This is a genomic window from Streptomyces doebereineriae, from assembly GCF_031845645.1.
In the GTDB taxonomy this organism is placed as follows: domain Bacteria; phylum Actinomycetota; class Actinomycetes; order Streptomycetales; family Streptomycetaceae; genus Streptomyces; species Streptomyces canus.
In genome coordinates, this window is sequence record NZ_JAVREZ010000003.1 from 676,438 (window position 1) to 694,620 (window position 18,183).

Annotated in this window: 12 protein-coding genes and 1 pseudogene; 3 read left to right on the plus strand and 10 right to left on the minus strand. The window is 68.8% G+C overall.

Annotated elements, in window-relative coordinates; all coding sequences use genetic code 11:
• Positions 1–718: 718 nt before the first annotated feature.
• Positions 719–1,291, minus strand: a pseudogene (locus RNB18_RS12680) (RNA-guided endonuclease InsQ/TnpB family protein); the annotation flags it as partial.
• Positions 1,292–1,478: 187 nt separating this feature from the next.
• Here RNB18_RS12680 and RNB18_RS12685 point away from each other — a divergent pair.
• On the plus strand, positions 1,479–2,042 hold the full coding sequence (locus RNB18_RS12685; protein WP_311714203.1) for a dihydrofolate reductase family protein: 564 nt from the start codon (positions 1,479–1,481) through the stop codon (positions 2,040–2,042).
• A gap of 333 nt (positions 2,043–2,375) precedes the next feature.
• Here RNB18_RS12685 and araD read toward each other — a convergent pair whose 3' ends face one another.
• The 7 genes from araD to RNB18_RS12720 form a co-directional block, all read right to left on the minus strand.
• A complete protein-coding gene (gene araD, locus RNB18_RS12690) occupies positions 2,376–3,116 on the minus strand; it encodes an L-ribulose-5-phosphate 4-epimerase AraD (protein ID WP_311714204.1) in 741 nt (246 codons plus the stop codon).
• Between the two features lie 22 nt (positions 3,117–3,138).
• Positions 3,139–4,656 (minus strand): L-arabinose isomerase, encoded by a 1,518-nt coding sequence (araA, locus tag RNB18_RS12695; protein ID WP_311714205.1) that lies wholly within the window; start codon positions 4,654–4,656, stop codon positions 3,139–3,141.
• 50 nt (positions 4,657–4,706) lie between these two features.
• On the minus strand, positions 4,707–6,419 hold the full coding sequence (araB, locus tag RNB18_RS12700) for a ribulokinase (protein WP_394817608.1): 1,713 nt from the start codon (positions 6,417–6,419) through the stop codon (positions 4,707–4,709).
• A gap of 60 nt (positions 6,420–6,479) precedes the next feature.
• A complete protein-coding gene (locus RNB18_RS12705) occupies positions 6,480–7,499 on the minus strand; it encodes an ABC transporter permease (RefSeq protein ID WP_311714207.1) in 1,020 nt (339 codons plus the stop codon).
• Positions 7,496–9,100 carry a sugar ABC transporter ATP-binding protein gene (locus RNB18_RS12710; RefSeq protein WP_311714208.1) on the minus strand — a complete coding sequence of 535 codons (1,605 nt, stop codon included), beginning with the start codon at positions 9,098–9,100 and terminating at the stop codon, positions 7,496–7,498. The genes RNB18_RS12705 and RNB18_RS12710 overlap by 4 nt, the downstream gene beginning before the upstream one ends.
• A gap of 2 nt (positions 9,101–9,102) precedes the next feature.
• On the minus strand, positions 9,103–10,245 hold the full coding sequence (locus RNB18_RS12715) for a substrate-binding domain-containing protein (protein ID WP_311714209.1): 1,143 nt from the start codon (positions 10,243–10,245) through the stop codon (positions 9,103–9,105).
• Positions 10,246–10,653: 408 nt separating this feature from the next.
• A complete protein-coding gene (locus RNB18_RS12720) occupies positions 10,654–11,703 on the minus strand; it encodes a LacI family DNA-binding transcriptional regulator (RefSeq protein WP_311714210.1) in 1,050 nt (349 codons plus the stop codon).
• Between the two features lie 621 nt (positions 11,704–12,324).
• Between RNB18_RS12720 and RNB18_RS12725 the strand changes: the two genes are divergently transcribed.
• Both RNB18_RS12725 and RNB18_RS12730 read left to right on the plus strand, forming a co-directional pair.
• On the plus strand, positions 12,325–13,845 hold the full coding sequence (locus tag RNB18_RS12725) for an arabinofuranosidase catalytic domain-containing protein (RefSeq protein ID WP_311714211.1): 1,521 nt from the start codon (positions 12,325–12,327) through the stop codon (positions 13,843–13,845).
• A 125-nt stretch (positions 13,846–13,970) separates the two neighbouring features.
• The gene (locus tag RNB18_RS12730) at positions 13,971–16,580 is read left to right on the plus strand and encodes an alpha-L-arabinofuranosidase C-terminal domain-containing protein (protein ID WP_311714212.1); all 2,610 of its coding nucleotides are present in this window, start codon (positions 13,971–13,973) and stop codon (positions 16,578–16,580) included.
• A 13-nt stretch (positions 16,581–16,593) separates the two neighbouring features.
• On the opposite strand, the gene RNB18_RS12735 is transcribed toward RNB18_RS12730, so the two are convergent.
• Entirely contained in the window at positions 16,594–17,184 is a 591-nt protein-coding gene (locus tag RNB18_RS12735; RefSeq protein WP_311714213.1) for a hypothetical protein, read from the minus strand.
• Between the two features lie 2 nt (positions 17,185–17,186).
• On the minus strand, positions 17,187–17,804 hold the full coding sequence (locus RNB18_RS12740; RefSeq protein WP_311714214.1) for a hypothetical protein: 618 nt from the start codon (positions 17,802–17,804) through the stop codon (positions 17,187–17,189).
• Between the last annotated feature and the right edge of the window lie 379 nt (positions 17,805–18,183).

The following is an 18,183-nucleotide window of genomic DNA, read 5'->3' on the forward strand; positions in this document are numbered from 1 at the left end:
GGGTGCCTCGATTGTGAATTCCCGGTTGCCGGTAGGAGCACTTGCCCAGGAGTCATGACACAGGCGAATATCAGACGACATGTCTATATTTCGACGCCTCGATTTTTGCTCCTGTGCAGGTGGGAGCGCCTGCTGAAGTCGGGAAGCACCGGCCCCCAAGCCGCCCACCCCCGAAGGCACCGCGCGCCGAACCATCGGGTGTGTGAAATGGCACACTGGATCCGCACACTCAAATAAGCGGAAAGAGGAATTCCACCTCGCAGCATGATTGACCGCTCTACCAATGATTTCCGGATCATCCCGACTTCCTGATTACAGGGTCGGTACAGATGGAAAGCGCTTGAGTGCCGCCGCGTCGAGTGGACAGACGAGTCGTGCTGTATGCCGGCCTGTAGAAATCTCAACCAACAACGGCGAAAGGTACCGCCGGTAGCCCCCTGAGTTGCCTGAGCCCGGTCGGCGCGGCGGCGTCCGGACGCTCGTCGGCTCGGGTCAGACGAATCCTGAAGGCCGGGGCAAGTACGGCTGGAAGATCCACTTCACCACTGAGCGGACTGGTCTGCCTCTGCCCGTCGTGTCTCGCGTGCCAACGTCCACCACGGTAGGCCTTCAGCCTGCTCGTCCAGGGCGTGCCGCCTGTCCGCTCGCGGCGCGACCGGCAAAGTCGCAGGCCGAACAAGCTCCGTGACTCCCCCCGGCTGAAGCCGGGGGCTTCTCGTCAAGCCGGGTTGGCGTGGCGACGGACCAGCCCGGCCCGTAGAACGTTGGTGGCTCCCACGGTGTCGGCGTGCGCGTGGTGGCCGCAGGTGACGCAGTGGAACTTTTCCTGGGTGGGCCGGTTCTCCTTCGCAGTGTGCCCGCATTGGGGGCAGGTGCGGGAGGTGTTGCGGGGGTCCACTTCGATCACTTCTCGTCCGGCGCTTTCAGCCTTGGCGTGCAGGATCGTCAGGAACACCCCCCAACCGGCATCGTGGATGGACTTGTTGGGCCCGGCCTTCGCCCCGGCCCCGTTGGGCAGGAACGCGCCCGGCCGGTCGCTGTCGGGCCTGGGTTGTGGGGCGGCCTTGCTCATGTGGCGGATCTTGAGGTCTTCGTGCGCAATGAAGTCGTGTGCGCGGACCAGGCCGAGGGCGGTCTTGTGTGCGTGGTCGAGCCGCTGGCGACGCACCTTGCCGTGCAGCTGGGCAACCTTGTCCACGGCCCGCTGGTGGTTGGCGGTGCGGTCCTTCGCCTTGCAGCGCGGGAACCGGGACAGGGCCTGCTGCGCCGCCTGGAGCTGGTCAGGGGCGCGAGAGGCCCGCCATGCGGTCTTCCGGTGGGTCACCCGCTACAACACCAGAAGGAGACGCTCCAGCATCGGTCAGATCAGCCCGATCGCCTACGCGCAAAGATCCAATACGTTGTGCCCGATGAGTAAGGCAGCCATGCCAGGTCTACAGCATTGAAACCAGTCTGGATCGATACAACAGGAGACTGAAGTGTCTACATCAGTGCTCGATATGTCGGTGTCTCTCGACGGGTACATCGCCGACCCTGACGACTTCCTCGGCGGTGAGGACGGCGAGCGGCTGCACAAGTGGGCCGACGCCAAAGGCGAGTCCGCTCGGACCGCCGCGCGGTTCCAGGAGGGATGGAACGCGGCCGGTGCGGTACTCGCGGGACGACGGACCGCCGAACTCATGGATCACTGGGGCGGTGATCATGGAGGTCTCCCGATCTTCGTGCCCAGTCACCGCCCACCCGGCCCGGCCGCCCGCTGGGGCTATCCGTTGGTGACCTACGTGAACGACGGGATCGAAAGCGCGATGGCCCAGGCCAAGGCCGCCGCCGGCGACAAGGACGTGCAGGTGCGCGGTGCGTACACGGGGCAACGAGCGCTGGAAGCCGGAGTCCTGGACGAGGTGCAGATCCACCAGATCCCGGTGCTGCTCGGCGGCGGACGACGACTGTTCGACGTCCTGCCCTCGGAGATCGAGCTGGAGATCGCCCAGGTGATCGACACGCCGGAGGCCACCCACATCCGCTACCGCGTCCGTCGCTGATCCGGTCGCCCAGCAGAGCAGTCCGATCGCCTACGACCAGAGATCGCCGTCGGAGACGTCGGAGACGATGTGCACCGAAGCCGTCCTGCTCGCTGAGGCCACAGCCTGGGCCGACGCAGGAGTGACGCCGTAGAGGCCATTGACGCCTGGGTTGTTCGCGAGGATGGCCTCGCTCCGAAGTGGCCGTACTGGCCTGGCGGTTGTCGTCGGCCTTCTGGGGCGACCGTGATCTTGGTGCCCTTGAGCGCCGCCTCGGAACAGTTGAGCCAGATGACCCAGACGGCCACCGACAACTGCTGAGCCCACGCAAGACAGAAGAGGTCCTCCGTCTCATCAGTGCAGTGGCCATCTGGAAGCCGTAGGTATGTCCGGGTTGCCGTAATACGCCTCGGGCCCGTGTTTGCGGGTGTAGTGGCGCTCCAGTAGATGACGTGGTGGTGGGGCGGCTGGGGACAGAAACAGGGTGTGGAGGGCGATGTCGGCGACCGCCTCGCAGATGATCGCGTGTTCCAGGGACTTGCGGGCGGTGGTGCCCCAGGTGAAGGGGCCGTGGTTGGCGACGAGGGCCGCCGGGACCTCGACGGCCTTCTGGTCCTCCTCCCCCAGTAGATCCACGATGACGACGCCGGTGTTGTACTCGTAGTCCTTCGCGCACTCCTCGGGGGTGAGGTCACGAGTGACCGGGATGGGTCCATTGAAGGTGTCGGCGTGGGTGGTGCCGAGGACCGGGATGTCGCGGCGGGCTTGGGCGAAGGCCACGGCGTGGGTGGAGTGGGTGTGGGTGACGCCGCCGATGGAGGGGAAGGCGCGGTAGAGGCAGCGGTGGGTCTCGGTGTCGGTGGAGGGGCGCAGGTCGCCGTCCACCACGGCGCCGTCGGACAGACGGACCGTCACCAGGTGGTCGAGGCTGAGATCTTCGTAGGGCACCCCGGACGGCTTGATCACGAAGACACCGGCCTCCCGGTCGACGCCGCTTACGTTTCCCCAGGTCAGTGTGGCCAGGCCGACCTGAGGGATGGCCAGGTTGGCGTCCAGTACCTCTTGCCGCAGGCCGTCGCGGACTCGTACGGTCATCGGTTCTCTCCCGGGACGGATGTCACAGAGCCTGTGCAAGGCGGTGGTACGCGGCGTTCCAGCGGATCTCCTTGGCGAACTGGTCGGTGCTGGTGTGCTCGTCGATGGTGAGCAGTTCGACGCCCGTCATGGCCGCGTAGTCGGTCAGCGTCTCGACGTCGACCGCCGAGCTGAGCACGGTGTGGTGCGGGGCGCCGGCCAGCAGCCAGCTCTCGGCCGACTCCGCGAGTGAGGGGCGCGGCTTCCATACCGCCCGGGCCACGGGGAGGTGGGGCAGGGGCTCGCTGGGGCCGACGACGTCGACGGCGTTGGCGGTCAGCCGGAAGCGGTCGCCGAGGTCACAGAGGCCGACGACCACGGCGGGGCCCTCGGCCGCGTCGAAGACCAGGCGGACCGGGTCCTCGCGGCCGCCGATGGACAGTGGGTGGATCTCGCAGCGGGGGCGGGCTGCGGCCACCGAGGGGCAGACCTCCAGCATGTGCGCGCCGAGGATGCGCGGGACGCCGGGGCCGAGGTGGTAGGTGTAGTCCTCCATGAAGCTGGTGCCGCCGGCCTGTCCCTGGCCCATGACCTTCATCGTGCGCAGCAGCGCGGAGGTCTTCCAGTCGCCCTCGCCGCCGAAGCCGTAGCCGTCGGCCATCAGGCGCTGGACGGCCAGGCCGGGCAATTGGCGCAGCCCGCCGAGGTCCTCGAAGTTGGTGGTGAAGGCGGTGAAGCCGCCCTCGGTGAGGAAGGTGCGCAGACCCAGTTCCTGGCGGGCGGCGTAGAGGAGGGAGTCGTGGCGGATGCCGCCGGGGCGCAGGGAGGGGACGACGTCGTAGGACTCGACGTATTCGGCGGCGAGTTCGGCGGCCGCCTTGTCCTCGACGGCGTCGACGACGGCGACCAGGTCGTTGACGGCGTAGGTGTTCACCGAGAAGCCGAAGCGCATCTGGGCCTCGACCTTGTCGCCCTCGGTGACCGCGACATCGCGCATGTTGTCGCCGAAGCGCGCCAGGCGCAGCGTGCGGGCCGCCTGGCGGCCCGCGGCGGCTCTCGTCCAGGCGGCGACGCGCCGGATCACGCGGGGGTCGGTCGCATGCCCGGCGACGATCTTGCGGTCGATGCCGAGCCGGGACTCGATGTGGGCGAACTCGCGGTCGCCGTGAGCGGCCTGGTTGAGGTTCATGAAGTCCATGTCGATGCTCGACCAGGGCAGCGACAGGTTGTACTGGGTGTGAAGGTGCAGCACGGGGCGGTCCAGCGCGCTCAGGCCCGCGATCCACATCTTCGCCGGGGAGAAGGTGTGCATCCACACGATCACCCCCACACAGCTGTCGGAGGCGGAGGCCTCCTGGCACAGCCGACGGATCGAATCGGCGTCGGTGAGCACCGGTTTCCACACGATCCGCAGGGGGATCGGCTCGGCCGCGTCGAGTCGTTCGGCGATCTTCCGTGCCTGGTGGGCGACCTGGTTCAGGGTCTCCTCGCCGTACAGGCCCTGGCTGCCGGTGAGAAACCAGATCTCCTGGCCGGCGGACGGTATTTCGGGAGCGGTCATGACGGAGGTTCCTTTCGAAGGGGGCTACTGGGGACGGGAGTTGGGGCCGTTCAGGCGGAGACCTCGGCGCGCAGACGCCGTAGCCGGTGCATGACCTCATTGGCTCCGCGGCCGAAGTAGTCGTGCAGAAGCCGGTATTCGGCGTAGAGGCGGTCGTAGGCCGCGGCGCGTTCCGGGTCCGGCTGGTAAACGCCGCGGTCGGCCTTGCCCATGGACCGGGCGGCCGCCTGGATGTCGGGGTACGCCCCCGCCGCTACGGCGGCGTGCATCGCCGCGCCGAGAGCGGGGCCCTGGGCGGAGCCGATGACGCCGAGGGGGCGGCGGGTGACGTCGGCGTAGATCTGCATCAGCAGGGCGTTCTTCGTCAGGCCGCCCGCGATGATCAGCTCGCCGACCGGCACCCCGGACGTCTCGAACGCCTCGATGATGGTCCGGGTACCGAAGGCGGTGGCCTCCAGCAGCGCGCGGTAGACGTCCTCGGGACGGGTCGACAGTGTCAGGCCGACCATCACACCGCTGAGGTCGTGGTCGACCAGGACGGAACGGTTGCCGCTGTGCCAGTCCAGCGCGATCAGCCCGTGCTCGCCCACCTGTTGCCCGGCGGCGAGAGCCGTCAGGTGTTCGTGCGCGTCGCGCCCGAGGGCGGCGGCCTCTTCGGCGTACGACGCCGGGAACCCGGTGCGCACGAACCAGCCGAAGATGTCGCCGACGCCGCTCTGTCCGGCCTCGTAGCCCCACAGGCCCGGCAGGATGCCGCCGTCGACGACGCCGCACATGCCGGGCACCGTCTCGTTGCGGTCGGAGCTCATCACATGGCAGGTCGAGGTGCCCATGATGGCCACCATCTGGCCCGGCTCCACCGCGCCCGCCGCGGGTGCCGTCACATGGGCGTCGACGTTGCCCACGCAGACCGCGATGCCCTCGGGCAGTCCGGTCCAGGCCGCCGCCTCGGCCGTCAACACACCTGCAAGACCGCCGAGTTGGCCGATCGGCTGCTCCAGTTTCTCCGTCACGAAGTCGGCGAAGCCCGGGTTGAGCGCCTCCAGGTAGGCCCGGGAGGGGTAGGCGCCCTCCTGGAGTTGGCCCTTGTAGCCGGCGGTGCAGGCGTTGCGGACGTACGTGCCGCACAGCCGCCACACGATCCAGTCCGCCGCCTCCACCCAGCGCTCCGTGCGCTGGTAGATCTCGGGGTCCTCCTCCAGCACCTGGAGGGCCTTGGCGAACTCCCACTCGGAGGAGATCTTCCCGCCGTACCGCGGCAGCCACGTCTCCTTCCGTTCGGCGGCCAGTGCGGTGATCCTGTCGGCCTGCGCCTGGGCCGCGTGGTGGCGCCAGAGCTTGACGTAGGAGTGCGGGCGGGAGGCGTACTCGGGCAACTCACACAGGGGTGTGCCGTCGGCCAGGACCGGCAGCACCGTGCAGGCGGTGAAGTCCGTGCCGATGCCGATCACCTGCTCAGGGCGCACACCGGCCGCCGCGAGCGCTGCCGGCACCGCGTGGCGGAGCACGTCGACGTAGTCCGACGGGACCTGGAGGGCCCAGTCCGGGGGCAGTCCCGTACCGTCCGGCAGTTCCCGGTCCAGGACCGCGTGCCGGTACGCGTGCTCGGCCGTCCCCAACTCCGCGCCGTCCCGCACGCGGACCACCACGGCCCGTCCGGACAGCGTTCCGAAGTCGACTCCTACGACGCAGGGTTCGGGGTTCGTGGCTGTCTCTTGTCCGGCGTTCACCGGCGGCCTCCTCCACACTGATGTGTTCGACATATCGATCTACGTTCGAAGAAATACGAGCGAAGGGTCGGCGAAGTCCACCAGCCCGACGTACTAACTCCGACTCCTGCCGAAGTAACGAGCGCGCGCCCGGTCCAGCAGGATGGCGACGCCGAGGACCGCTCCCTGGACGACCTGCTGGTCGTAGGGGCTGACCTTGAGGGCGAGCAGGCCGTTGGTGATGAACTCCAGCAGGATCGCTCCCGCCGCGATCCCCGCGATACGGCCCTCACCGCCCGAGAGTGACATCCCGCCGACCACCGCGGCGGCGATCGCGGTCAGTTCCCAGCCGGCGCCGACCGAGGGGTCGGCCACGTTCATACGGCCGATCACCAGGATGCCGACCAGGCCGGCGAGGGCCGCGCTGGCGACGTAGGTGGAGGTGATCCGGCGGGCGGTCGGGATGCCTGCCAGCCGGGCGGCCTCCTTGTTGCCGCCGACCGCGTAGATCTGGCGGCCGACGTAGGTGCGCTCCAGGACGAACCAGGCGACGGCCGCCGCACCGACGAAGAACAGGGCGGGGACCGGTATTTCGCCGAGGTAGTACTGGCTCAGGTTGCTGAACATCGGGTCGAGGTTGTTGATGGGCGAGCCGCTGGTGATCGCGAGCGCCGTGCCCTGCGCGACGGTGTAGGTGACCAGGGTGATCACGAAGGGCGGCACGTTGAGGCGGGTGACCATGACGCCGTGCCAGAGACCGACGCAGGCGGTGATCACCAGCGTGAGCAGGATCGCGAGGGGGGCGGGCAGGCCCTCGTTGACGTTCATCCAGCCGGCCAGGATGCCGGCCAGACCGGCCAGCGCGCCCACCGACAGGTCGATGCCACCGGTCAGGATGACCAGCGCCTCACCGATCGCGAGGATCCCGACCTGCGAGAGGTCGCGGCCCATCACCTGGAGGTTGCCCACGGCCGTGTACGTCTCCGCGTTGGCGGCGATGGCCACGAACACCACCACGCAGGCGATGATCACGCCGGCCTCCGGGGAGGCGGCGAGTCTGCGGGCGAGGGTCGATACGGCCGAACGGGACGGCGGCGCGACCTCGTTCGGGGCGAGCGTGGTCTGCGCGCTCATGCTGTGGCTCCGTTCGTCACTTGGTGCTCGTCGAGGGAATTCGTCGGTCGGTGCTCATCGAGGGAGGAGGTGCCGGCCGCGGCCGTCATGATCCGCTCCTTGGTGGCGTCGGCCCGGTCGATGACCGTGACCACCCGCCCGTGGTTCATCACCGCGATGCGGTGGCAGATCCACAGCAGCTCCTCCAGTTCGGAGGAGGCGACCACGATCCCCATGCCCTGCTCGGCCGCCTGGTCGATCAGCTTGTAGATCTCCGCCTTCGCGCCCACGTCCACGCCACGGGTCGGCTCGTCGAGCAGCAGCAGGCGCGGTTCGGCGGCGAACGCCCGGCCGAAGATGGCGCGTTGCTGGTTGCCGCCGGACAGCGAGCCGATCGGCTGCTCCACCGACTGCATCCGCACGTTGACGTTCTCGGTGATCTTCCGTGCCTCGGCGCGTTCGCGGCCCGGTGCGAGCAGACCCCGGGTGCTGATCCGTTTGAGCACCGAGACGACGACGTTCGCCCGGATGGACGCGAACAGGACGAGCGACTGCTCCTTGCGGTCCTCGGGGATCAGTGCGATCCCGGCCGCCACACCGTCGCCCGCGCCCCGTGGCCGGTAGGGCGTGCCGCCGAGCAGCATCCGGCCGCCGGTCGAGGGCTGTGCCCCGGCGATCGTGTGGACGAGGCGGCTGCGGCCCGAGCCCATCAGCCCGGCCACGCCCAGGATCTCGCCCTCGCGCACGTCCAGGTCGACCGGTCCGAGGCCGTCCGCGGTCAGGCCCTCGGCCTGGAGCAGGACCGGGCTCGTCGCGGGCGGTGCCTTCGGTTCGCCCTGCGCGACCTCGCCGCCGACCATCTCCCGGATCAGCCGTTCCTCACCGGCCTCGGCGGGTTCGAGGTCGGCGACCAGCCTGCCGTTGCGCAGCACCAGGACCCGGTCGCTGATCTCCCGCACCTCGTCGAGGCGGTGCCCGATGAACAGCACGGTGCCCCCGCGATCGGCGAGTTGGCGGGCCAGGCCCAGCACCATCTGGGCTTCGACCGGCCCCAGTGAGGAGGTCGGCTCGTCCAGGATCAGCAGCTTGGGTTCGCGGCCCCAGGCCTTGGCGATCTCGATCATCTGGCGGGTCGGCACCGGAAGGGTGCGGACCTCCCGGTTCACCTCGATCGTCCCGGCGGACAGGCCGATCTCCTCAAGCATCGCCTTCGCCTCGGCCCGCTGTGCCGTACGGTCCACCAGCAGCCGTCGCTTCGACTGGCGCGGGCGGCGGCCGAGGAGCAGGTTCTCGGCCACCGAGAGCTGTCCGACCAGCGGGAACTCCTGGGAGACCATGGCGATGCCGAGCTGCCCCGCGGCCTCGGTGGACCCGGCGGCGAGGGGCTCCCCGTCGATCAGGATCTCGCCGCCGTCCCGGTGCACCGACCCGGCCAGCGTGCCCATCAGCGTGGACTTCCCGGCGCCGTTCTCGCCGACCACACCGATCACCTGGCCGGCGTAGAGGTCGAGTTCGGGCAGGTCGAGGACGCGCACCGGTCCGTAGGACTTGTGCACCCCCCGCAGCCGCGCGGTGACCGCGCGGTCCGGGACGTTGTCCGGGACGTTCTTCGTGGCCGTCATGCTCAGCCGATCCCGAGCTGCGACTCGAGGGACTGGTACGCGCTCAGGTCGGACTTGGTGACCAGGCCCACGCCGGAACTCAGGGTCGAACCGTCCTTCTCCAGGTACGGCTTGACGAGCGCCATCGTCTTGTCCTTGCCCAGCACCTTCTCGGCGGCCAGGATGTACGCCCCGGTGTAGCCCTGCTGGTACGGCATCTGCACGACGGTCCCGGAGATCACGCCGGACTTGATGAACTTCAGCGTCTGGGCGTCGGAGTCGTCGGAGACGATGTGCACGGACGAGGTCTTTCCGGCCGAGGTGACCGCCTGCGCCAGTGCGGGACCGTCGTAGGAGTAGACGCCGTACAGGCCGTTGACGTCCGGGTTGTTCGCGAGGATGGTCTCCGCGTCCGAAGTCGCCGTACTGGCCTGAAGGTTGTCGTTGACCTTCTGGGCGACCGTGATCTTGGAGCCCTTGAGAGCGGCCTCGAAGCCGGCGATGCGCTGGGTGGCGTTGGAGGCGGTGAGGGAGCCGACCAGGATCGCGACCTTGCCCTTGCCGCCGAGCACCTGCTTCATCGCGGTGCCCGCCTGGAAGCCGGCGGTGTAGTTCGGGGTGCCCAGGTAGAGCGAGGCGGCGTCGGTGCCCGGCAGCGGGGAGTCGATCGCCAGGACGCCGATGCCCTTCTGGACGTCGGTGTGGATGGTCCCCGCGGCCGAGGTCGGGTCGATCGCCGAGATCGAGTAGCCGGTGACGCCCTGCGAACGCAGGGTCTCCAGCTCCGAGTTCTGCTCGGTCAGCTTGCCGCCGGGCGGGGCGAAGTAGGTGCACTTGCTCTTCGCGATGCCGAGGTCGGAGCAGCCCTTGAGGAAGCCGACCTGACCGGCCTTCCAGTAGTCGGCGGCCACGTTCACGACCATCGCGATGTCGACCTTGGACAGGTCCTTGCCGGCCAGCGCGGACTTCAGCGCCGCGTCGAGCTTGGCGAGGTTCGTCTGGTTGAAGGTGACCGAGCCGGCCAACGCGACCGGGGCGGCGGCCTTGGTACCGGCCGAGCTGGACGCGTCGGAGCCGCCCGCGCTCTTGGAGCAGCCTGCGGCGGCGAGCGAGAGGAGCACCGCGGTCGCGGTGGCCAGGGTGCGGGACCTTCTGGTGCGGAGCATGGGAATCAGCGCCCTTCTTGGCGTGTCTGGTTGGCGTGTCTGTCTGGTGTCTCGGGATGGGTAGGAACGCTGGGAACGCACACCGGTTCACGGGCATGCCGGTGCCGGGGAGGCGGGGCAGGTGTGGGGGCCGCTTGGAAGCGGTACGTGGCGGAGGGCGTCGGCGTCGCCGGGCGGGGGGCTCACCGGGGTGAGCGCGGCGAGGGCGCGGGATGCCTGACGGAGTCTCAGGACCGGGGAGGAGCCGACCCCTCGGGGTGGTCGGCGGGGGCGGAGCCGTCGCGTGTCGGGGACGTCACGGCCGATCGCTCATGGTCGGCGCGGCGGCTGCCCGAACGCCACGCTGCTCACAACAAAGCTTGTCGATGAGGGAGTTGGCACCGGAGCGCTAGCAGGGACGGGTTCGGGTCATGTGGGACTTTCCGTTCGGGGTCGCGGGCGGGTCGCCGAGGTCCGCACCACGAGGCTGGGCGGTATGACGATGTGGGGCCTCTCGCCGGATGCCGGGATCCCGGCATCCGGATCACCGACGAGCTCGACCAGCGCGCGCAGGGCGCGGCGGCCGAGTTCGTCGAAGTCCTGGCGGACAGTGGTCAGCGACGGGCCGAAGTACTCGGCCTCCGGCATGTCGTCGAAACCCACGACGCTGATGTCCTCCGGCACCCTGCGTCCTGCCTGCTGCAGGGCCCGCAGCAGGCCGAGGGCCAGGTGGTCGTTGGCGCAGAACACCGCGGTGACCTCGGGGTCGGCGGCGATCCGACGGCCGTGCTCGTATCCGGTACGAGCCGTCCAGTCGGCGCCGGCCGACGGTTCGGGCACGGGAGCCCCCCGCTTCTCCAGGGCGGCGCGCCAGCCGGCCTCGCGTTCCTGCGCGTCGAGCCAGGAACGCGGCCCGACCAGGTGGTGCACCGTGCGATGGCCGAGGTCGAGCAGGTAGGAGGTGGCCAGTTCGGCACCCGCCTCGTTGTCCACGGCGACCGAGACCAGCGCGGTGTGGGTGCCACAGCCGACCGCGACCAGGGGCACGTCCGCCGGCACGTTGGCGAGTGCGCCCACCGCGGCGGTCTGCGGCGCGATGACGACGATCCCGGCCACGTTCTGGTCGCGGAGCCGGTCCACGGCGTCCAGCACCGAGTACCGGTCGAGGGTGCCGACCGCCGCCACGGTGACGGAGTACTCATGCTCCCTGGCCGCCTGCTCGATGCCGTAGAGCATGCAAGCGGGGCCGTACAGCGTGGTGTTGAAGCTGATCACACCCAGGGTGCGGGTGCGGCGGGACGCCAGGGTGCGGGCGGCGGCGTTGGGCCGGTAGCCGAGTTCGCGTACGGCGGCGAGCACGCGTTCCCGGGTGCGGGGCCGGACGTTGGGGTGGTCGTGGAGGACCCGGGAGACGGTCTGGTGCGAGACCCCCGCGATCCGGGCCACGTCCGCCATCACCGGTGCGCGATCGCCGTCCATGTCCCGCCTCCTCACACACCGTCGTGTTGTTGTCGATGGTCTGCTACTCCGGTGGGAGCGGCACGCCGTTGAGCGAATTGTTAGCGCACACATTCTTCAGGGGCAAGGCAGCTCGGGCCCCTCGATCACGGGTTTTCCGGACTTCGACGAGCAAGCAAAGAGCCTTGTGACCTGGCAGTACGTCCCAGCCGAACGTCCCTTCCGGCATCGCCGCGCACCCGGGTAAACAGACGGCACAGCTTTTGTTTCCGCACTCTTGACTGTTCGACCGTGTTGACCCGGTATTCATCCGGCCGTAAAAAGACGGTGCCACAAAAGCGGCCGTCCAGCTCGCCGACCACGCGAGAACGGCACCCGCACAAGTCCCCCACCCCGGACCGATCCACCGCCCTGACCAGCAGTGACACTCCCCACGACGCTGCTCGATCCGCGGATCACCCAGTCCGGTCCTCCCCCCTCCCCTCCCCTCGCCCTCCAGTACGGCTCGCATCTGCGCCGATCTTCGAGGGCCCGAAATGTTAGCGCCCACATTTCTCCCGGAGCACATGGCCCCGGACGAGAGAAGAACCCCCACGACGAAAGAGGTTCACCGTGACAGGTCGAGTGAGTCGAGTGAGTCGAGTGACAGGCCGAGTGAGAAGTCGGCTGCGAGGCCCGCGCCGGAGAGGGCTCCTGCTGACACTGGGCGCGATCCTCACGCTCGTCGGAGGCGTCCTCGCCGGGGTCGTAGGCACCGCGGGCACAGCAGCGGCCGCTACGTCCCTGCCCTGCGACATCTACGCCTCCGCGGGCACACCGTGCGCCGCGGCACACAGCACCACACGGGCGCTCTACGCCTCCTACGGCGGCTCCCTCTACCAGGTCAAGCGCGCTTCGGACGGCGCGACCACCAACATCGGCGTCCTCAGTGCCGGCGGCTACGCCAACGCGGCCGCCCAGGACTCCTTCTGCTCCGGGACGACCTGCACCATCACCAAGATCTACGACCAGAGCGCGAATCACAACGACCTGACCATCGAGGGGCCAGGCGGCAACGGCGGCCAGGATGTGGGCGCGATCGCCGACGCCCTCCCGGTCACGGTCGGCGGCCACGCGGCGTACGGCGTCTTCGTGTCCGCCGGCGTCGGCTACCGCGACAACAGCACCACCGGCATCGCCACCGGCAGCTCCGCCGAGGGCGCGTACATGGTGACCAGCGGCCACCACGTGAACAACCGCTGCTGCTTCGACTACGGCAACGCCGAGACGTCCGGCAACGACACCGGCAACGGCCACATGGACGCGATCAACTTCGGTACGGAGTGCTGGTTCTCGTGTTCCGGCGCCGGATCGGGCCCCTGGGTCGAGGCGGACCTGGAGAACGGGCTCTTCTTCGGAGGGAACGGGTCGAATTCGAACAACAAGGGCAACTCCAGCGAGTACGTCACCGCCTTGGAGAAGAACAACGGCACGACCACCTACGCGATCAAGGGCGGCAACGCCCAATCAGGCTCACTGACCACCTGGTACAACGGGGCCTTGCCCAACCTCGGCGGATACACCCCGATGCACTTGGAGGGCGCCATCGTCCTCGGCACCGGCGGTGACAACAGCAACGGCTCCGACGGCTCCTTCTTCGAGGGCGTCATGACCTCCGGCTACCCGACCGACGCCGCCGACAACGCCGTACAGGCCAACATCACCTCCGTCGGCTACACCACCCCCGCCGCGAACTTCCCTGTCACCGGCACCGCCTACCGCCTGACCAACGCCAACTCCGGCAAGGTCCTGGACGCGGTCAACTGCGGTACCGCCAACGGGACGTCGATCGACATCTGGGCCTCACTCGGCAACACCTGCCAGCAGTGGAAGTTCGCCGGCGCGGGCAACGGCCACTACACCATCAGCAACGTCAACAGCGGCACGGTCCTGGACGACAAGAACTGCGCGCAGAGCAACGGCACGGCCGTCCAACTCTGGGCCTCGCTCGGCAACACGTGCCAGCAGTGGGACGTCACCAAGTTCGGCAGCCACTACACGATCACCAACGTCAACACCGGCATGGCGTTGGACGTGGCGAACTGCGGAACGGCCAACGGCACGGCGGTCCGCCAGTGGCAGCAGCTCGACAACGCGTGCCAGCAGTGGAACATCGCGCCGTGACCTGACGGTCGGGGCCATCGCGGGCCCGTCGGCCCCCTCCCCGCCGACGGGCCCGCGCTTCATCGGTTCATCTGGTTCACCTGGTTCTGGTTCACCTGGTTACATCTGACACGAAGGAACTGCGCATGCCCTCAGAAGCCGCCGGACCGTCCCGCAGGACCGTCCTGACCGCCATCGGTGTCACGTCCCTGGCCGGGACCTTCGCCGGATCCGTTCCCGCTGTCGCCGCTCCCGCAGCCGTGGCCGCTCCCGTCGCCCTCCCCGCCGCGGCCGCACACTGGAGCTTCGACGAAGGCTCCGGCACCACCGCCGCCGACGCGTCCGGCAACGCCCACACCGCCACGCTCCAGGGCGCGGCCGGCTGGGACACCGGCAAGGTCGGCGCCCACAGCCTGAGCCTCACGGCAGGCGGCAACGCCACCGCGTCCGGACCGGTCGTCGACACCTCGAAGGCGTTCTCGGTGGCCGCCTGGGTCAACCTCGCCCAGCTGGGCGGTTACCAGACCGCAGTCAGCATCGACGGCACGGTGGTCAGCGCCTTCTACCTGGGCCTACGAGACGACACCGGCACCTTCGCCTTCGCCCGGCTCGCGTCCGACGCCACCCAGGGAGCCGCCGTCGCGGCCGCCGCCTCCGCCCCGACCGCCGGCACCTGGACCCACCTGGTCGGCGTCAGCGACGCCGCGGAAGGCGTCACCCGCCTGTACGTCAACGGCGTACTGGAAGGGGAGACGGCGTACACGGCAGGCTGGGCCGGCACTGGCACCACCGCCGTCGGCCGCGCGCTGTACGGCGGCGGACAGGTAGACCAGTGGCACGGCCTGATCGACGACGTACAGCTGTTCCCGACCGCTCTCACCTCGGACCAGGTGGCGACGCTGGCCGGCGTCCCGGTGGAGTCGACGACACCGCTGCTGAGCGTGGACGTAGCGAATCCTGCTCACGCGGTCTCCCCCATCCTCCCGGGCCTGATGTTCGAGGACATCAACCACTCAGGCGAGGGCGGCATCTACGCCGAACTGGTGCAGAACCGCTCGATGATGGCCAGCGACACGTCACCGAACCACTGGTCCGCGGTGGGCGGCACGACACTGACGCTGGACACGGCCACGCCGTTGAACGAGGCGCTGAACCGCTCCCTCAAGGTGGTGCTGCCGAGCGGCACAGGGGCTGGCAGCCGAGCCGGTGTTGCGAACGACGGCTTCTGGGGCATCCCGGTCCGCCCCCGAACCACGTACACGGCCCGCCTGTTCGCGAAGGCGTCACGCCGCATTGGCCCGCTCACGGTGTCGATCGAGTCGGCGGACGGCGGAACGGTGTACGCCTCCGCGAGGATCGCGCACATCGGTACGACCTTCCCCGACCGCCCCTTCGAACTGACCCTGCGCACAGGTGCGGGCGCCCCGGTAACGGGCGACGCAAGGCTGACCGTCACCACGGCCGACCCGACCGCCGCGGGCGAGACGCTGTGGCTCCAGCACGTCTCCCTCTTCCCGCCCACCTACAACAACCGCCCCAACGGCCTGCGCATCGACCTGATGGAGAAGTTGGTAGCTCTGAAGCCGAAGTTCCTGCGCTTCCCCGGCGGCAACTTCCTGGAGGGCAACACGATCGCGACCCGCTTCAACTGGAAGAACACGATCGGCCCGGTCTGGGAGCGCCCGGGCCACATGGACGACGCGTGGGGTTACTGGTCCACGGACGGACTGGGTGTTCTGGAGTACCTGCAGTGGGTCGAGGACATGAAGGCCCAACCGGTCCTGGCGGTCTTCGCCGGCTACACCCTGAAGGGCGAACACGTCACGGGCGACGCGCTCAAGCCGTACATCCAGGACGCCCTGGACGAGATCGAGTACGTCACGGGTCCGGTCACCAGCACATGGGGCGCCCGGCGTGCGGCCGACGGCCACCCGAAGCCGTTCCCGCTGGAGTACGTGGAGATAGGCAACGAGGACTGGTTCGACGGGTCGGGGTCGTACGACTCCCGCTTCACGGACTTCTACGACGCGATCAAGGCGAAGTACCCACACCTGAAGCTGATCGCGACGACAACGGTGACGAGCCGCACCCCGGACCTCATAGACGAGCACTATTACCTGGCCCCGTCCGCAGCCCAGGCCGCCACCCACAAGTACGACAACAGGGACCGCGCCTCGACAAAGGTCTTCGTAGGCGAGTGGGCCGCCCAGGAGGGCCGCCCCACCCCCGACCTCAACGCGGCCCTGGGCGACGCGTCCTGGCTGGCGGGCTTGATCCGCAACTCCGACCAGGTGTTGATGGAGTGCTATGCCCCGTTGTTCTCCCACGTGAAGAACAACGTCTGGGCGACGAACCTGATCGCCTACGACAACCTCACGAGCTACGTCTCGCCCAGCTACTGGGCCCAACAGATGCTGACAAGCAACCTGGGAGACACGGTCCTCCCGGCCACGGCCCGCGCGCTGCCGGGCCTGGCGACGGTGGTCACGCGCTCCGGGAAGCGGCTGTACCTGGCGATGGTGAACTACGGGACGGAGAAGGTGGATGTGCCGGTGGAGCTGCGGGGCTTGGCGAGGGGGGTCAAGAGGAGCGCCACGGCTACGGTCCTGACGGGTTCATCCCCGACGGCGACGAACACCCTGACCGACCCCGACGCACTCGTGCCCACTTCGCGCACGGTGACCGGCGCTGCGGCAACCTTCACGAGCACCCTGCCACCGCTGTCGGTGACGGTCCTGGAACTCACCTTGACCTGATACCTGTATCGCCTCAGCCCTGCTGGATGTCGGTGATCTCCACGGAGAGCTCCGTGCTGCTCGCCGAAGCGGTGCTGATCAGAGACGGTCTGTAGCTGAGGCTGGTCTGGTTCGTCAGCTCGGCGGTCTGGATGACCGGCCCGGACTCGTCGCCGTGGATCTCGTAGGTGATCTCGTAGACGGCGTCCGGGTCGAGGTCGCCACTGCTGCCCAGGTAGGTGAGCTCCGGTTCCACGGTCACGTTGCAGCCCGCTGATCCGAAGCACTGGCGCGCGGTGGTGCGCAGGTCGATCGAGAAGCTGTCGGCGTCGACCTCGACGTACGTCGGTTCCGGGTCCGGCTCCCTGACGGGGCTGACGGCGTCCGCGTCCGGGACGCTCGATGCCGCGACGCCGGCCGGCTTGTCGTCGTCGTTCGTGGATTGCACGACGACAACGCCTGTGGTGACGATCGCGGCGATCACGGCGGCGGCCGAGCCGATGACGATCGCGCTGGTGCGGTGCCTCCTCGGCGGAGTCGGCACCTCGGGCGGCGGGAAGGCGGGCGGCGGCGGAGTGGTGAGCGGTTGCGGAGTGGTGGGCGGTGGTGGAGTGCTGTCGATCATCGTCAGTGCCACCCTCCCAGCAGGCCCGGACTGAGCTGGGCCATACAGATGTTGTAGTCGCCGGCCGCGTGGGCCTTCTTCGTCTTCCCGCCGGCCGTGACAGAGCAGTGGATGTCCCCGGACCCCTGGAGCTGCGCGGTGACGTTGAAGTAGATGGCGTCGTCGTCGAGGGGCAAGGTGGCCTCGAACTTGCCGTTCTTGAAAGCGCCGTCGCGGTTGTCGGAGTCGGACCCGTAGGTGATGTTGAGTGGTCCGAGGGCGCCCGCGGGTGCGGTGCCCCACACCTTGAAGACGACGACCTTCTTGTCGGCCTTCGGCTCGCTGTCGACCTTCTTGTCACTGCCCCCTGAGCCGTCGGCCGCCTTGTCACTCTTCGGCGTCGAGCCGCTGGCCTTGGTGGTGTCGGCGCTCTTGGAGTCGTTCGAGCCGGAGCCGCCGCCCGCGACGGCGCCGATGAGGGCGACCAGAACGAAGAGACCGACGAGACCGAGACAGCCCAGCCCGATGACCTTCCCCGTGCTGGCCTTCTTCTTCGGCGGAGGCCCGAACGGTGGCTGTCCGAAAGGCTGTTGGGGGCCACCCCATCCGGGCTGCTGCGGCGGGTACTGCTGCTGACTCATTGTCCCCCCTGGGGCATATGTCGTGCAGTGCAAGGTGTGTGACTTGCACAGGCCCTGCACGGTTTCCTCAAACCAGATGGATTCACCCGATCGTGGTGAACTCAACGCAAATCAACACCTTGGGCGTCCGGCAAGGAGGGGTCCTGCCGCCGCAGCTGATGGCGAAGCCAGGTCGAATCTTGAGTAGCTTCACTTGAGCAAGTCGGCCCCAGACCGGATCACCGACCACCTCGGTCCACTGCCGGCCCTCCGGCAGCGCCCTTAGCGGCCCGCCGCCTTCTTCGCGCGGTCCCGGCCTTGCCCGTCGGCGCCGACGTGTCGGCCGACCGCAGGGACCATGAGTCGACGATCATCGCCGTCGCCGTGCGGTTGCAGGCGT

What these genes read in the sequence shown, in the direction of transcription:
- araD (WP_311714204.1), bottom strand. Translation starts at nt 3,116, where the DNA reads ATGACCGTACGAGTCCGCGACGGCCTGCGGCAAGAGGTACTGGACGCC.
- araA (WP_311714205.1), bottom strand. Translation starts at nt 4,656, where the DNA reads ATGACCGCTCCCGAAATACCGTCCGCCGGCCAGGAGATCTGGTTTCTC.
- araB (WP_394817608.1), bottom strand. Translation starts at nt 6,419, where the DNA reads ATGTCGAACACATCAGTGTGGAGGAGGCCGCCGGTGAACGCCGGACAA.
- RNB18_RS12705 (WP_311714207.1), bottom strand. Translation starts at nt 7,499, where the DNA reads ATGAGCGCGCAGACCACGCTCGCCCCGAACGAGGTCGCGCCGCCGTCC.
- RNB18_RS12710 (WP_311714208.1), bottom strand. Translation starts at nt 9,100, where the DNA reads ATGACGGCCACGAAGAACGTCCCGGACAACGTCCCGGACCGCGCGGTC.
- RNB18_RS12715 (WP_311714209.1), bottom strand. Translation starts at nt 10,245, where the DNA reads ATGCTCCGCACCAGAAGGTCCCGCACCCTGGCCACCGCGACCGCGGTG.
- RNB18_RS12720 (WP_311714210.1), bottom strand. Translation starts at nt 11,703, where the DNA reads ATGGACGGCGATCGCGCACCGGTGATGGCGGACGTGGCCCGGATCGCG.
- RNB18_RS12730 (WP_311714212.1), top strand. Translation starts at nt 13,971, where the DNA reads ATGCCCTCAGAAGCCGCCGGACCGTCCCGCAGGACCGTCCTGACCGCC.
- RNB18_RS12735 (WP_311714213.1), bottom strand. Translation starts at nt 17,184, where the DNA reads ATGATCGACAGCACTCCACCACCGCCCACCACTCCGCAACCGCTCACC.
- RNB18_RS12740 (WP_311714214.1), bottom strand. Translation starts at nt 17,804, where the DNA reads ATGAGTCAGCAGCAGTACCCGCCGCAGCAGCCCGGATGGGGTGGCCCC.